15 protein-coding genes are annotated in these 14646 nt (G+C 33.6%); 10 read left to right on the top strand and 5 right to left on the bottom strand.

Annotation, left to right across the window (positions count from 1 at the left end; translation table 11 throughout):
* Positions 1–909 (bottom strand): DUF2268 domain-containing putative Zn-dependent protease, encoded by a 909-nt coding sequence (locus ESZ54_RS08235; protein ID WP_136137188.1) that lies wholly within the window; start codon positions 907–909, stop codon positions 1–3.
* A gap of 349 nt (positions 910–1258) precedes the next feature.
* Complete coding sequence (locus ESZ54_RS08230) at positions 1259–1816, bottom strand: DUF1697 domain-containing protein (protein ID WP_338065527.1); 558 nt, start codon at positions 1814–1816, stop codon at positions 1259–1261.
* Positions 1817–2046: 230 nt separating this feature from the next.
* Here ESZ54_RS08230 and rbsR point away from each other — a divergent pair, with 230 nt between their 5' ends.
* The 4 genes from rbsR to rbsU all read left to right on the top strand — a co-directional run bounded on the left by rbsR (position 2047) and on the right by rbsU (position 5400).
* Positions 2047–3036: a ribose utilization transcriptional repressor RbsR gene (gene rbsR / locus ESZ54_RS08225; RefSeq protein WP_136137186.1), complete on the top strand. Its 990-nt coding sequence runs from the start codon at positions 2047–2049 to the stop codon at positions 3034–3036.
* A gap of 116 nt (positions 3037–3152) precedes the next feature.
* Positions 3153–4058 (top strand): ribokinase, encoded by a 906-nt coding sequence (gene rbsK / locus ESZ54_RS08220; protein ID WP_136137185.1) that lies wholly within the window; start codon positions 3153–3155, stop codon positions 4056–4058.
* Positions 4059–4094: 36 nt separating this feature from the next.
* Entirely contained in the window at positions 4095–4490 is a 396-nt protein-coding gene (gene rbsD / locus ESZ54_RS08215; RefSeq protein WP_136137184.1) for a D-ribose pyranase, read from the top strand.
* 22 nt (positions 4491–4512) lie between these two features.
* Entirely contained in the window at positions 4513–5400 is an 888-nt protein-coding gene (rbsU, locus tag ESZ54_RS08210) for a ribose/proton symporter RbsU (RefSeq protein ID WP_136137183.1), read from the top strand.
* 347 nt (positions 5401–5747) lie between these two features.
* On the opposite strand, the gene yaaA is transcribed toward rbsU, so the two are convergent.
* The gene (gene yaaA, locus ESZ54_RS08205) at positions 5748–6500 is read right to left on the bottom strand and encodes a peroxide stress protein YaaA (protein WP_136137182.1); all 753 of its coding nucleotides are present in this window, start codon (positions 6498–6500) and stop codon (positions 5748–5750) included.
* Between the two features lie 381 nt (positions 6501–6881).
* On the opposite strand from yaaA, the gene ESZ54_RS08200 reads away from it, so the two are divergent.
* Both ESZ54_RS08200 and ESZ54_RS08195 read left to right on the top strand, forming a co-directional pair.
* Positions 6882–7589 carry an ATP-binding cassette domain-containing protein gene (locus tag ESZ54_RS08200; RefSeq protein WP_136137181.1) on the top strand — a complete coding sequence of 236 codons (708 nt, stop codon included), beginning with the start codon at positions 6882–6884 and terminating at the stop codon, positions 7587–7589.
* A complete protein-coding gene (locus ESZ54_RS08195; RefSeq protein ID WP_136137180.1) occupies positions 7582–8742 on the top strand; it encodes a hypothetical protein in 1161 nt (386 codons plus the stop codon). The genes ESZ54_RS08200 and ESZ54_RS08195 overlap by 8 nt, the downstream gene beginning before the upstream one ends.
* Positions 8743–8791: 49 nt before the next feature.
* Here ESZ54_RS08195 and ESZ54_RS08190 read toward each other — a convergent pair whose 3' ends face one another.
* Positions 8792–9613: a sulfite exporter TauE/SafE family protein gene (locus ESZ54_RS08190; protein WP_136137179.1), complete on the bottom strand. Its 822-nt coding sequence runs from the start codon at positions 9611–9613 to the stop codon at positions 8792–8794.
* A 37-nt stretch (positions 9614–9650) separates the two neighbouring features.
* On the bottom strand, positions 9651–10103 hold the full coding sequence (locus ESZ54_RS08185) for a MarR family winged helix-turn-helix transcriptional regulator (RefSeq protein ID WP_136137178.1): 453 nt from the start codon (positions 10101–10103) through the stop codon (positions 9651–9653).
* Positions 10104–10408: 305 nt separating this feature from the next.
* Here ESZ54_RS08185 and ESZ54_RS08180 point away from each other — a divergent pair, with 305 nt between their 5' ends.
* The 4 genes from ESZ54_RS08180 to ESZ54_RS08165 are packed head-to-tail and all read left to right on the top strand — an operon-like array spanning position 10409 to position 14634.
* Complete coding sequence (locus tag ESZ54_RS08180) at positions 10409–12403, top strand: BglG family transcription antiterminator (protein ID WP_162615136.1); 1995 nt, start codon at positions 10409–10411, stop codon at positions 12401–12403.
* Positions 12404–12413: 10 nt separating this feature from the next.
* Entirely contained in the window at positions 12414–12983 is a 570-nt protein-coding gene (locus ESZ54_RS08175) for a D-sedoheptulose-7-phosphate isomerase (protein ID WP_239433778.1), read from the top strand.
* A gap of 15 nt (positions 12984–12998) precedes the next feature.
* Positions 12999–13268: a PTS sugar transporter subunit IIB gene (locus tag ESZ54_RS08170; RefSeq protein WP_136137175.1), complete on the top strand. Its 270-nt coding sequence runs from the start codon at positions 12999–13001 to the stop codon at positions 13266–13268.
* A 19-nt stretch (positions 13269–13287) separates the two neighbouring features.
* The gene (locus ESZ54_RS08165; protein ID WP_136137174.1) at positions 13288–14634 is read left to right on the top strand and encodes a PTS ascorbate transporter subunit IIC; all 1347 of its coding nucleotides are present in this window, start codon (positions 13288–13290) and stop codon (positions 14632–14634) included.
* Positions 14635–14646 lie beyond the last annotated feature (12 nt).

Genomic DNA, 14646 nt, shown 5'->3' with positions numbered 1-14646 from the left:
TTATTGGAAAAATTTAGAGTCACGTACGATAATTTCAGTAGGGGTTAGTGTTGCTTGTTCAATTGTTTGACCAGTATTTTTCAAATACGCTTTCACAAGATGATATCCAATGGTATAGCCAGCATTACGGGAAAGCCCAACTGGATTATATCCTTGTGCAGTGGCAACCTCATCTCCATACATATACGCAGCAACTTCTTCAAAACCCTTCACGTTGCGACCGTCTTTCATCACCTCAATTGTATAGGACATTTCTTCTTCATCGTAATCTTGTACCCAAGGGCCACGAAATTCTTGACCGTATAAACTTTCAGCAAAGACTTCAGCTAAGCCTTCAATCACAAGATAATCTTCAACAGAAATATTTCCGCGATTAAATGGTTCGTAAGTAAAGCGAATATTATGATTTAACTCGTGTGCCAGAGCAGATTTTAGTCTAATACGATTGAAATCATTTGGAACAACAATTAAAAGAATAAAGCCTGGAATGCCACCAAACCCGCTGTATCCTTCACTTGCCATTAATAATTTATTCTCTGGATCACCTAAAAGAATATTGAGATGAATGATGTCTAAGGGAATTTGATAGTTAATTTTTGTAAAGCGAGCAAGTGCTGTCTCAATAACATCCGAGTATTCCTTAAAAATATTAGTTTGTTCTAAAGGATCGATTTGATTCTCAATTAAGTTAAAGCTTTTACGAGGAGTCCAAATACCTAGCATTTCTGACGCCATCAGAACATCATAACCACCAAGAGACTTTGGTGTCATTGGAGCATTGAGATAGTCCCACATTTTTTTGAACGGTGCCATTATCTCATAGCGAAAAGTATCTTCATTGCTTTGTTTATCTTGAAAGTTTTTGTAAAACGAAAGTGAGTCAACACATTCTAGATTAATAGTATTCATATTTATTACCTCCTTGAAGATCACTATAAACGTTGACGTGGCGTTAAAGTCAAGTTAAGAATTTAAGTTAATTTATTTAATTAACTTAGAGGCAGTGAGTTTTTTGCTAAAGAAAGGAAAAGTGAAGAAAAAGAAAAGAGGTGAGCTGGGCTTCGGCACTAAGTCAATCATGATATTTTGACAAAGAGCGTCAAATTATCATGTTCGCCTTACTGCTCAGCCCAAAGCGCTCACCACCACCTTTGATAGACGGGGTTCTGTAGGCTGAGATTCAGCAATAAGCTAATCGCTCGAATCTGACAAACAACGTCAGTTTCGCCCGCGTATCTTATTGTTCATCTCAAACCGCCTACTGCACCACCTTTGATAGCGCGACGAGTTTGTTCATTGTGTTTCCGTTTCGGATTGTGACGTGTTTTCCGATGGGGAGGCTATTAATTTTTGATAGTTTTGAGCGGGAATAGTTTTTTAATGGTGCGGACCAATAAATTACGTCTGTATGAACAAAGTATTGATCATAAGCGAGAGTGACTTCGCCAATTTCGGCGATGACGTCTGAAACGGTTATTGGAGGTATGACAAAGATAACATTATGAACAATAGATTCTTTATCTTGGTTCCACCATTCTGGTGCATGCGTTAGAGTCGTAATCAAATTTTCTGTAGGTTGAACAAATACAGGTATTTCTAGATTAAAAGATTCCTGAATCAGATTTTGACAAATTGTTTTGAGTGTTCGTGAGTCCTCTTCATTAGATGTAAAAAAGATATTGCCACTGTTGATATAGGTTGAAACATCAGTAAAACCATATGTTTCGAATGTTTTTCGTAAGTCAGCCATGGGGACCTTGTTTTTTCCGCCAACATTAACACCCCGTAATAGTGCAATGTATTTAGTCAAAGTCATCACTCCTTTTTAGATGCTTTAAGTATAATGCAAATAAATCAATAAATAAAACATGAACTTAAGACACTTTCGTTCTTTTAGATAGATTTTATTTAGGAATAAAGCTTGATAATATCGTGTTCAATTACGTATTAATTATACAACATTGCGAATAACGCTAGATATTTAATGAGAAATATCGTGAAATCGTGTACAATGGGTCTACTAACAAAGTTAAGGTGATAAAAGTAATGGCAAAAAAAGTAACTATTAAAGACGTTGCAAAAGCTTCTGGTGTATCCATTGCAACAGTCTCTCAAATTTTAAACGGTAATACAAAAAATTTCAGCCCGAAAACGGTTGAAAAAGTTAAAGCAATTAAAGAAAAAATGAATTATGAAGCAGATTATTTTGCGCGAAGAATGATTATGAAGGAAAGTAAAACAATCGGTGTCATGGTTCCGGATATTACTAATCCATTTTTCTCGACATTGGTTCGAGGGATTGAAGATGTTTTATATCAGGATAATTTCATTCCAATGCTCTGTAATATTGACAAGGATTATATGAAAGAAAACAATGCTCTTGAAGAATTAAGTCGTCGTGGTGTAGATGGTTTCATTATCGCAACTTCTGCAATTAGTAATGAAGACATCGATTTGTTTTTAAGAAAAAATGATCATCCGTTTATTATTCTAGATCAAAAAAGTTTTGAAGAAGAAAGTGATACTATTGGGACTGATGATTTTACAGGTGGTGAATTAGCTGCTAACCATCTTAAAGAACTTGGGCATAAAAAGGTTGTCGTTATTGTGCCACACAAAATGACAACAAATATCAATCGTAGGTTCGAAGGTTTTATGTCAATCTATGGTGATGATGCGACGGTGATTTCGACAGCATTGTCAAAACAAGGTGGAAAAGACTCAGTTTCAGAAATTGTTAAGACACCCGCAACTGCCGTTTTTGCAATTAATGATGAATTAGCTTTTGGTTTATATTTAGGTTTTCGTGAAATTGGTAAACGTGTGCCAGAAGATTATAGTGTCATCGGCTATGATAATATCGAGATGAGTGAATATGTCACGCCCGCATTGACAACAGTTGCCCAACCGATTGTAGAACTTGGTCAAACAGCTGCTGAAATGTTACTAACTAGAATCAAAGATCCTAAATTGGCATGGCAGCATACCAAACTACCAGTAAAACTAATAAAAAGATTTTCGACAACACATGCTTGAAATTGCTTTCAACATGTGTTATATTCTTGTCAAGTTATTAAAACGTTTTATTAAAACGTTTTAAAGTAGTGGTATTTAACTTCAAAAAAATATAAAGAAATGCTGGAGGGAATAAAATGAATACGATTACTGTTATTGGAAGTATCAACTTAGACACAACACTTAGAGTGAACCAAATGCCAAAACCTGGTGAAACATTGCATGCGAAAGAACATTTTACTGCTGGTGGCGGTAAAGGTGCAAATCAAGCTGTGGCAGCGAAACGCTCAGGAGCAAATACGTATTTTATTGGTGCTGTTGGAAATGATGGTGCAGGTGTGATGATGAAAGATTTATTGTCGCAGGAAGAAATTGATTTGTCAGGTGTGGTTACTTTAGATAATCAATCAACAGGCCAAGCATTTATTACCGTTGACGACGCCGGCGAAAATAGCATTATGATTTTTTCAGGTGCAAACAATAGTTTTACCCCAGAACAAGTGAAACAATCAACTGACGTGATTAAACAAAGTGATTTTATTATTTCTCAATTTGAAAGTGCTATCAATAGTACAGTGGAAGCTTTCAATATTGCTAAAGCAAACAATGTTAAAACTGTATTAAATCCAGCACCAGCATTAAGTGATATGCCGCGAGATTTATTAGCTGTGACTGATATTATTATTCCAAATGAGACAGAAACAGAAATCTTAACAGGCATTGCTGTAAACGATGAAAAAAGCTTAAAAGAAGCCGCAGATGCTTTACATGATTTAGGTATTGAAGCAGTCATTATTACAATTGGTAGTAAAGGCGCATTCTATGACGTGAACGGTCAATCTGGAATTGTTCCTGCTTTTAAAGTGAAAGCAGTTGATACAACAGCAGCCGGAGATACATTTATCGGTGCCTTAAGTACGATCTTAAAATCAGATTTCAGTAATATCGAAGAAGCAATACTTTATGGAAATAAAGCCTCTTCTTTAACTGTACAGCGTTTTGGTGCACAACCATCTATTCCGTACAAAAATGAATTAGCTTAAGTTAAATAGAAAAAGAGGAAAAGGAAGCGAATAATCATGAAAAAATCAAAAGTAATTAATTCAGATATTTCACGTGTCATCTCTCAAATGGGCCACTTTGATACTTTAAGCATTGGAGATGCAGGTATGCCAGTTCCAATGACAACTGAAAAAATTGATTTAGCAGTTGATAATGGTATTCCAAGTTTTATGGAAGTCTTAAACAATGTACTTGAAGAATTAGAAGTTCAAAAAGTTTATTTAGCAGAAGAAATCAAGGAAATGAATCCTAAAGTTTTAAAAGAGATTCAAGATCGTTTACCAGAAACAGAAATTGCTTTTATTCCACATGCTGAAATGAAGCAAGACCTTAATAATTGTCATGCATTTATTAGAACAGGTGAAATGTCACCGTATGCAAATATTATTTTAGAGAGTGGCGTTGTCTTTTAGACAATCTTAGGAGGATAAAAAAATGAATACAACAGCATTATTAATCGGCTTAGGACCATTACTTGGTTGGGGGTTATATCCAACTGTTGCGTCAAAAATTGGTGGCAAACCAGTTAATCAAATTTTAGGTTCAACTTTGGGAACTTTAATTTTTGCGATTGTTTTTTCAATGATACAAGGAATTAGCTTAGCATCAGGAAAAGATTTATTCTTAGGTATTTTGTCAGGAATCGGCTGGGCATCAGCTCAAATTATTACTTTCTATTGTTTTGGTTTGATTGGATCATCTAAAGCAATGCCAGTAACAACAGCATTTCAACTTTTAGGTGCTTCTCTATGGGGCGTAATTGCATTAGGAAACTGGCCAAGTATTTCAGCTAAAATTTTTGGTGGTTTGGCGTTAATTTTAATTATTGTGGGTGCAAGTTTAACTGTTTGGTCAGAAGAAAAATCTGCCGAAAATTCAAGTGTATTGAAAAAAGCAGTGCTTATGTTAGCGGTTGGTGAGATTGGTTACTGGGGATACTCAGCAGCACCGCAAGCTTCAAATCTTTCAGGCCAAGAAGCATTCTTGCCACAAGCAATTGGGATGGTTTTAGTTGCGGTTGTTTACAGTTTAGTTTTAACAGTGAAATCAAAAGAAACATCAGCATTTGTAGAAGTTGTCTCATATAAACACATCTTCTCAGGTTTCTTCTTTGCTTTCGCAGCGTTAACTTACTTAATTTCAGCGCAACCAGATATGAATGGTTTAGCAACAGGTTTTATTCTTTCTCAAACTTCAGTTATTTTAGCTACCTTAACTGGTATCTGGTTCTTAGGACAAAAAAGAACGAAAAAAGAAATGGGTATGACTATTTTAGGTTTAGTACTCATTCTTGTGGCAGCGACAGTAACTGTCATGTTATAGAATATAAAAAGGCATTCCGTGAGGAGTGCCTTTTTTGTATGGAGTGAAAGCTGATTTTGAATAAAAATGGCTTAATTATTTTGATTACTGCTTAGTTTAAAACGCTTAGTGTAGCACTTTGATAGTCGGGGTGCTGTGAGCTGGAGTTCGGCACTAAGCTAATCATCCGAATCTGGTAAGAACCACCAGTTTCGTATGCTTATCTTACTGCTCAGTCCAAAGCGCTCACAGAACTACCTTGTGATAGACGGGGTTCCGTAGGCTGAGATTCGGCAATAAGCTAATCCTGATATTTAGGCAAAATGCGCCTAATTATCAGGATTGTCTTATCGCTCATCTCAAAGCGCCTACTGCACCACCTTGTGTATAAATACCATTTTTTTGGGGGTGGAGTGTTCTTCTGAGTAGTTGTAGTCTGGGTGGTCGAAGTTTTTGATGTCTTCGAGTGTTTTGATTTGGTTTTCTGCCAGGTAGCGGACCATTTCGCCACGAGCGATTTTGGCTGGTGTGGCTTTTACTTTTAGTTTATCGTGAATCATTTGAGCAAAAGAAATTTCAATAAATTGGTCATCTTTTTTCAAGAATGGTTGAATGGCCTTGGAATACTCTTTTGAAGCTAAATTAATGACAGGTCCATCGTCAAAATTTAATTCGTTATAGATTTTATCGGCCCAAAATTCGTAGAGATGTTGCGCCTTATCAACTTCTAATAGTGCTTGCATTTCAAGACGATAAGGCACAATGCCGTCAAATGGTTTTAAGACGCCGTAGAGACCGGATAGAATCCGAACATGGTCTTGAAGATAGTCCAATGCCGGTTCTGTTAAAATATCGGGTGCCATATATTGATATTGTAATCCTTTGTAGCTCATGATTGCTGGTGCTGTGTTTTCGCTTAAATTTGCCTCTTTGATGCGTTGGTGATTTTCTTGCGCTAGTTTATCACTGCATTTCCAAAGGGCTTTAGCTTCATCATATGACAGTGTTTTTAGTTTTTTCAGAATCATTTGTGCTTGCTCAATAAAAATGGGTTCAGTTTTGGGTAGGAATGCTTCGTTTTCATTCACCATTTGTTTTGTCGGTGAAATAATAATTTTCATAATGTACCACCTTACTAGTTGTTTCTATCAGTGTAACTAACCTAAATCATAAAAGGAAGAGCTTCATGATGGCTTAAATAAACCCGTTCCCAATATAAATAGGATAAATCGTTTGAACCTTTTTCGAAATTTTGATAAAAATAGCCGTATTTTCTACAATATTAAAAGTTTTCAGACATACTCCAAGTTCTTCATCAGTTGTTTAATATCCTCAATAAATATTAACTTTTCTTTACTTCGTTTCATAATATTATCACCTATCCTTTTATGAAGTATCAGATAATCCTATTTTAGACTCATCTTTATTTTAAAACAAATATACGGATTAACGTGAGTTCTTTTTTTGTAAATGGTATACTTAATATACAAGGAGTGACGAAAATGACAAATGAAAAAAGTGTTCAAATAGAGAAGTTATCTGTTGCAATAAATAAGCATAAAATTATTAATGAACTCGATTTAGATTTGCAACCTCAAACAATCACTTGCATTTTAGCTCCAAACGGTATGGGAAAGACCACCTTATTTCGCGCAATTTCAAATACAATACCAATCCAATCAGGTAAGATTAAGGTCAATTCGTTTGACAGTAAAGAACGTCAAAATTTCAACAAGAATATCTTTTTTATTGAGAAACACGAACAATTATTTCAAAATTTTACTGCGACAGAAAATATGAAAATGATCACTAAACTATGGGGAAAGGACTGCCAAATTAGTCAAATTTCGGAGCGCGTTGGTATCAGTGATTATCAGAATAAAAAGATTAACAAAATGTCTTTAGGTATGAAACAAAAAGTATTGCTGGCCACTTCAATTGCGAGCGGTGCTGATGTTTTGATATACGACGAAATATTAAATGGCTTGGATATTCAAAATGTCGCGCATGTGTCACAGGTATTAATTGAAATGAAACAACAGGGGAAAACAATTCTATTATCGTCACACAATATATTTGAAATTAGAAAAATTTGTGACACTATCTATTTTCTAATCAATGGAAAATTAATGAAAGCGCCATTGGATTATGAAGAATTGATTTATGCTTATCAGCAATGCTATTATAAGGGAGCTGATCTAAATGCTTAAATTTGAATTATTAAAAATCTATCGCGATAAAACGATACTTAATTCTATGATATTGTTAGGAATTCTCATGTTGCTTCCTATGTTTTTTAATTCGGGAAACACAGATTATGTAGATACAATGATATATGAATCAAATTTACAAATGATTCAAAAAAATATGACTGCCTTAAAGAATGATGCAAGTTTAGAAGAGCCTCAAAAAAGTGAATTGATTCGAGATAGTGAAAAAAATGCTGAACTTATTGAAGCAATCTTAGCGAAAAGATATGAAAAAAATGAAAAAGAAGCGTTGAAGGCTGAACTAGAGTATAAAAAAAAGCAGTTGAAAGAAGAAGAAGGTGGTAGTGCAATAGGTTTTGATATTGTTCATTCTGAAGCGAGTGTGTTGTTACTCGATGATTTAATAAAAAAAGACCTTAAGCGTTTGCCGGATGATAATAAAAAATTAGGGAGTTTAAATTATCTGCAGCAATTGTTTGGAAATACTCAGTTTATTCTAGTATTTTTCATCTTGGGGAGTATTCAAGTAGCGTATTTTATAACTCTTGATTATCGACGTGATAATTTTATTATACTCGCTAATTCACCAAAAAATTTTTTCAAAATTTTTGCGACAAAATATTTTATTAATGTTGCCGCTTTCTGTCTCAATACTATTTTACTCTTGTGTATTATTTTAGGTGGTATGGCAATAAAAAACGGCGTAGGAATCGGTAACTATCCGGTTCTTACTTTTAACGAATTAAAAGAAATCGATATTATTTCAACCAACCAGTTTTTAATTCAAGCATTCATTATTGTGTTGGGAGTGTTTTTATGTTTTGGTCTGTTAAGTTTATTGTTGTCGTATTTTTCTAATAGTTATGTTTTTATTTTGTCAATTGTGATGTTGTTAACTTTAGCTGGTAAGTTCAGTGTGAAGTACGTTGAAAAATATCCAAGATTAATTCCAAATCTGTTTTTTAGCTATGTTGATATAGGAAATATTATAACAGGTGGTGGTACAACTGGATACCTAAAAGGCGCGTTGAATTATCATGATGGATTAGTTGTGGTAGGTATAACATTCTTAATATTATTGCTTTTGAATTATGTAATTGTTAAATTATTATTTAAGAATAAATTAGTTTATCAAAAATTGAATAGCAAATAAAAAATCAGCTTGAACATCGTAGGCATTATGGATGTTCAAGCTGATTTTTTTATATGAATGTCTTTAATGCAATTGCTGCCATGTATAAACTAAGCACAATTAAAAAAATGGCAAATGACTGTTTCAATTTTCGCTCTGAGAGTTTACTCATAATGTTAACCCCTACTTTTGACATGGGAATTGAAAAGAGTGATAGGATGCTGACTGTTGGTAAGTGAATGTAACCTAATGAGTAGGATGGAAGATTGGGTTGCGATAAGCCACTTACAATAAAACCAACTGTTGCAAAGAGTGTGAGAAAAACACCACAAAATGAAGCTGTCCCAATTGCTTTTTTCATTGGTAAACCAATTTTGTTAAGAAAAGGAACAATCATGCCAGCTCCAGATACCCCACCTAATGTTGCAATAAGTCCAATACCAACAGCTACGAGTGCATTTTTTCCAGTCGTCGATTGCGTTAACTGATCATTTTCCGAATGAGGTTGTTTACTTTTACGTAACATGCTGATGCCAAAGTAAACTAAAAATAAAGAGAAGAACAGTTTAAGAAAATTTTGATTAATTGCTGTGACAACTCGACTTGTTAGTAAAACAGTTATCAACATTATAGGTAAGAAGTATTTGATTGCTATAAAATTAATATTTTGTTTCAGATAATGATTGTAGGCTGTAACAGATGTACTAACAATCATGGTCGCAAACGACGTCCCCATCGCCATGAACATTAATTCCGTTTTAGGTACGCTAATCAGTGGTAAAAGTGGCAGTAAAGCAGGGATAATAATACCACCACCACCAATCCCAAACATGCCGGATACGAGTCCCACGCAAAGTCCTAGGATAATAATTCCTAATAAGTAAGTTAACATTTTTTATGTCTCCATTATATGATTCTATTTTTTTGTGTTAAGCGTGATTATCAATTAATCCAGTTGCGTGTTTTAGAAAACCATCAACAACAACTAAATCATCTGTTGATAAGGTATCTAAATAGTCAAAAAGTTGCTGGTCATGTTTTTGGTGATAATCTTCATGATACTGATAAGCCTTTTGACCTAGTGATGTTAGATAAAGTTTCATTTTCTTATGATCCTTCGCATCACTTTTTTTTACAATCATCTTTCTATTTTCAAGCTTAGTAACCGTGCGATGAACAACAGCACGCGTGATACCTAGTTGACGTGCCAACTCAGAAGAATAAATCCCTGGATAGTCACCAATGATTTTTATCATATGAATTTCGCCACGATAAAAAGTCATCTCAGGACTACCAAAATCAAGGGTATTCATTTTGCTGTTGGCAATTTTTTCTGTTAATGAAATAAAAGAAAGAACAACATCGTTTTTTGAAATATGCATATAGTCACAACCTAACTTTATATTTTTGTAAGCGTAGCATACAAGTGAGTTAGCGTCAATAAAATTCGAACTTTAGTAGTTAGACTATTTTTGGATTAATGTCCATGTTTTATTCTCTGAAAGCCGTTAACCTTGTGATTCTAACTAAATATAGATAGCATAATTTGTATCATTTAGATCAAATTAAGCATAATTTGAATTCGTGAGTACAATTATTGCGAATACGCTTTCAATTTTTTGGATTCTATTTGAATTGAATGGAAAAGCGCTTACTTGTATTCTGAATATAGGAGGTATGAATAGTGTTGGATAAAGAGATAATTCGCTTATTTACAGAAAAAACAGTTACTCATCTTTTAACAGCAGAAGAATTAACACTTTTAACAGGTTTAGGCAAAAAAAGACTCACTCAAAATATTGATAAAATAAATGCTGAATTTTTACTTTCGTCTCAAGAAACAGTTGGTTTGGATAATTTTGATTTGAATAAAATTGATATTGAGAATTTATTGTTAGATTTTAGTAGTAGTTATGTTTTACTTGATGATTATCGTAAAATGTTACTCTACTTAATTGTTTATATTCAAAAAGAATCATATTCAATTTTAGAATTACAAGATGCATTAGATGTTAGTCGAAATACTGTTATTGCAGATATAAAAAAGTTAAACAATGATCTAGAATCAGTAAAAGTTGAATATTATCGAAAAGATGGTTATGTCTTAGTCGGAGATGAATTATCAATTAGAAAGTATGCGCTTCATTATATTTTTGTTCTATATAAGGAATTAGATTTAAAAAAGATACTGTTAGATAAAATTGGTATTACGCAGGAAGAGTTCCAGTATTGGCTCGTTGAAACACATAGTGTGTTAAAAGAAAAAAAAGTAAATGTGATGACCGGACAAATTTCTGAAATCATTATTTTTATTTTAGCCACACATTTACGCGTTAAAACACTAAAAAATGATGAATTAATAGCGATACACACGCACTACATGCCAAATAAAAAATATCTTGAGTTTAGCAAAATGTATGCACCATTATTTGAGAACAATCAAGAACTTAATTATGTATCGTTATTGTTTGCATCAATTTCCCAAGAACAAATGGTCGAAAATAAGAATAACTTTGACGTTGTTTTTAACGAATTCATAAAAATGTTTAATATTATTTCAGGTATTGATTTATTCAAAAACAAAATGATTATGACTCGCTTAAAGAACCATTCGATTTCGATGCTTTATCGTGAAAAATATTTTTATTTTTTAGAAAATGAATTAATTAAAAAGATTGCTGAAGAAAATGAATCTTTAAATAATGTGATTAAAGAAGCACTATTACCAGTTGAAATGGAATTGGGTAAAGAGATTAGTCAAACTGAAATTGGCTATTTAGTAGCTATTATCGAATCTTATTTACAAAAGCAAAAAGAACCCTATCGGATTTTAAAAGCTATCATTTTATGTCCTAATGGAACAACTTCCTCGGTCTTGCTAAAGAATGAATTAGAAGAGATGTTTCCTTCTATACAGTTCTCAAAAGCTAGTTCATTGAGTAATTTTAAAGATATTAATCCAAATGACTATGACATCATTTTTTCAACTATTCCAGTTCATACACAAAAAACTGTTTATATTATCTCGAATTTTTTATCAAATTTTGAAAAACAAAAATTAAAAAAAGAAATAATTGGTCGCTATAATTTACCAACTCTAAAAATACCTTCTTATAAAGAAGTGGAAGCAATTATTGATGAATATTTAGAAGCTAGCGATTCAATCGAACAAGTGTATCTTGAATTGGTTCGTATTATTACAAGAGATACAAAAGATCAAGAGGAGTGGAGTCCAGTGTTAAAAGAGTTATTGACTGAAGAAACAATCAAAATAAATGTTGAGGCCTCAGATTGGGAGGATGCAGTTAGAAAAAGTGGTGAAATTTTAGTTGATACAGGTTCTATTGAAGAAAGCTATGTTGAAGCGATGGTAAATTCTGTAAAAAAATACGGTTCGTATATTGTGATTACGCCACATATCGCGTTAGCTCATGCAAGTTCAACTGATGGTGTGAATAAAGTAGGCTTTAGTTTAATTACATTAAAAAATGAAATTAAATTTAATCATGAAGCTAATGATCCAGTCAAAGTTGTGATTACATTAGCTGCAACTGATCAATCGACACATTTAAAAGCGCTTTCTGAATTAATGGAATTGCTTGGAAATGAAGACTTTTTAAAGGTTGCGTACGATGAGGGAATTACCAAAAAAGATATGCTTCATTTAATTACTAAATTATAGGAGGATGATTATGTTATCAGGAATCAAAAAACGTATCGAATTATTAGAGAGTGTCGATGAGAATACGTTATATAAGATGCAAGAAATTGCAGACGTTATTGTAAATTCAATTAAAAATGGTGGCAAAGTACTTTCAGCAGGTAATGGTGGAAGTGCTGCAAATGCGCAACACATTACGGGTGATATTGTCGGTCGATATAAAATTGAACGTGGTGCTTATGCAGCCATTACATTAACAGTAGATCCATCAGTGATGACGGCCACAGGCAATGATTATGGTTATGAGGAAGTTTTTGCTCGTCAAGTTGAGGGATTAGGCAATGAAGGTGACATTCTAATTGTACTAAGTTCAAGTGCTCATTCACCAAATTTAGTTCAGGCAGCAAAGAAAGCACAAGAAAATAAAATGACAATCATTGGTTTTTTAGGCAATGAGGGTGGCAGCTTAAAACAGTATTGTGACTACAGTATTTGTATTACACCAAAGGATTCTGATTTATCCGAAGAATATGCCATGACGATGAATCACTCAATTTTACAAGAAGTTGAAAAACAATTAGTGGCAGCTAAATTCAAATAGGAAAGAGGAAAGAAAATGAAAATATTAACGGTGTGTGGAATGGGTTCAGGTTCAAGTTTAATTTTAAAAATGAATGTGGATAGTCTTTTGAGTAGTATGGGTGTTGACGCAGATGTAGAAGTTTGTGATCTTGGTTCAGCAAAAGGAACCGATGCTGATTTAATCATCTCAACAACTGGCTTGCAAAGCCAACTGGAAGATGTAAACGTAGATAAAATTTTTATTACGAATGTTATCAATAAAGAAGAATTGTCAACAGAATTAACAAAATACTTAAATAAATAAAAAGTGAGGGTGTTTAATAATGAACTTTATTTATAGTTTTTTTAACCAACCAGCTATTATTATTGGTTTAATAGCATTAATCGGATTAGTTGCTTTAAAAAAACCATTTTCAAAAGTATTAACGGGTACTTTAAAAACGGTTATTGGTTTCTTAATTCTATCTGAAGGTGGCGGTATTATTGCAGCGGCACTAGATACATTAGGGCCAGCTTTTGAAAGTGCTTTCCATATTCAAGGCGTTATTCCAGCAAACGAGGCCGTAATTGGTGTTGCAGAGAATATGTTGGGTCGTGAAATGGCTTTAATTATGGCTTTTGGTTTTGTTTTTAACATTATCATTGCACGTTTTACAAAATTAAAATATATATTCTTATCAGGTCACCACGTGTTGTTTATGTCAGCGTTATTAGCAGCTGTTTTGGGAACAATTGGTTTTAAAGGTGCTGAATTAGTCGTTGTAGGATCAATTTTTTTAGGTGCGGTGATGGCTATCTCACCAGCAATTGTGCAACCGTTTTATCGAAAAGTTACTGGAAATGACGATATTGCGATGGGACACTTTAATGCCATCACATATAGTTTATCAGCTTTAATCAGTGGCGTTACTGGAGATAAGAGTAAATCGACAGAAGATATCAAAGTACCAGAACAGTTAAGCTTTTTCCGTGATAATACAATTTCAACTGCAATTGTAATGATTGTTATTTATGTTATAACATTTTTATTCGCTGATGCGAGTGTCATTTTAAAACTATCTGGTGGCGACAATATCGTGATGTTTGCTTTAATGCAAGCTCTTAAATTTACAGCTGGATTTGTTATTGTATTACAAGGTGTACGTATGATGTTAGCTGAAATAGTACCTGCATTTAAAGGTATTTCAGATAAATTAGTACCTAATGCAACACCAGCGTTAGACGTACCTGTTATTTTCCCGTTTGCACCAAACGCAGTCTTGATTGGTTTTCTTTCATCAGTAGTTGGAGGTGTGATTGCTTTCTTAATCTTAGCAATGACCGACTTACCAATGATTATCCCTGGTTTGATTCCACTCTTTTTCGTAGGTGCAGGTGCCGGTGTTCTTTCAAATGCGACAGGTGGACTAAGAGGAACAATTATTGGTTGTATCTTTAATGGTGCTGCTTTAATATTCTTGCCAGCATTCTTGCTTCCATTGATGGGAGAATTAGGCTTTGCTAACTCTACATTTGGTGATGCTGACTTCGCAGGTGTTGGAATTATTATCGGTTATTTAGGTAAGTTCTTTGATAAAGCTGGTATTTACGGCTTGTTAGGTGTCTTAGTTGTTTATCTTGTATTTTCTGCTATTAGATCTGGATCGAAAAAAGAAAAAGTAGAAGCATAAAAACCGAATAAG

The sequence above is a fragment of the Vagococcus silagei genome (assembly GCF_004795745.1).
Classification (GTDB): Bacteria; Bacillota; Bacilli; order Lactobacillales; family Vagococcaceae; genus Vagococcus; species Vagococcus silagei.
This window is presented reverse-complemented; position numbering and strand designations above follow the sequence as displayed.

Coding starts and splice junctions, on each gene's coding strand:
- ESZ54_RS08200 (WP_136137181.1), top strand. CDS start 6,882: ATGACAAATGAAAAAAGTGTTCAAATAGAGAAGTTATCTGTTGCAATA.
- ESZ54_RS08175 (WP_239433778.1), top strand. CDS start 12,414: ATGTTATCAGGAATCAAAAAACGTATCGAATTATTAGAGAGTGTCGAT.
- yaaA (WP_136137182.1), bottom strand. CDS start 6,500: ATGAAAATTATTATTTCACCGACAAAACAAATGGTGAATGAAAACGAA.
- ESZ54_RS08190 (WP_136137179.1), bottom strand. CDS start 9,613: ATGTTAACTTACTTATTAGGAATTATTATCCTAGGACTTTGCGTGGGA.
- ESZ54_RS08170 (WP_136137175.1), top strand. CDS start 12,999: ATGAAAATATTAACGGTGTGTGGAATGGGTTCAGGTTCAAGTTTAATT.
- rbsR (WP_136137186.1), top strand. CDS start 2,047: ATGGCAAAAAAAGTAACTATTAAAGACGTTGCAAAAGCTTCTGGTGTA.
- rbsU (WP_136137183.1), top strand. CDS start 4,513: ATGAATACAACAGCATTATTAATCGGCTTAGGACCATTACTTGGTTGG.
- ESZ54_RS08185 (WP_136137178.1), bottom strand. CDS start 10,103: ATGCATATTTCAAAAAACGATGTTGTTCTTTCTTTTATTTCATTAACA.
- ESZ54_RS08230 (WP_338065527.1), bottom strand. CDS start 1,816: ATGACTTTGACTAAATACATTGCACTATTACGGGGTGTTAATGTTGGC.
- rbsK (WP_136137185.1), top strand. CDS start 3,153: ATGAATACGATTACTGTTATTGGAAGTATCAACTTAGACACAACACTT.
- ESZ54_RS08235 (WP_136137188.1), bottom strand. CDS start 909: ATGAATACTATTAATCTAGAATGTGTTGACTCACTTTCGTTTTACAAA.
- ESZ54_RS08165 (WP_136137174.1), top strand. CDS start 13,288: ATGAACTTTATTTATAGTTTTTTTAACCAACCAGCTATTATTATTGGT.
- rbsD (WP_136137184.1), top strand. CDS start 4,095: ATGAAAAAATCAAAAGTAATTAATTCAGATATTTCACGTGTCATCTCT.
- ESZ54_RS08195 (WP_136137180.1), top strand. CDS start 7,582: ATGCTTAAATTTGAATTATTAAAAATCTATCGCGATAAAACGATACTT.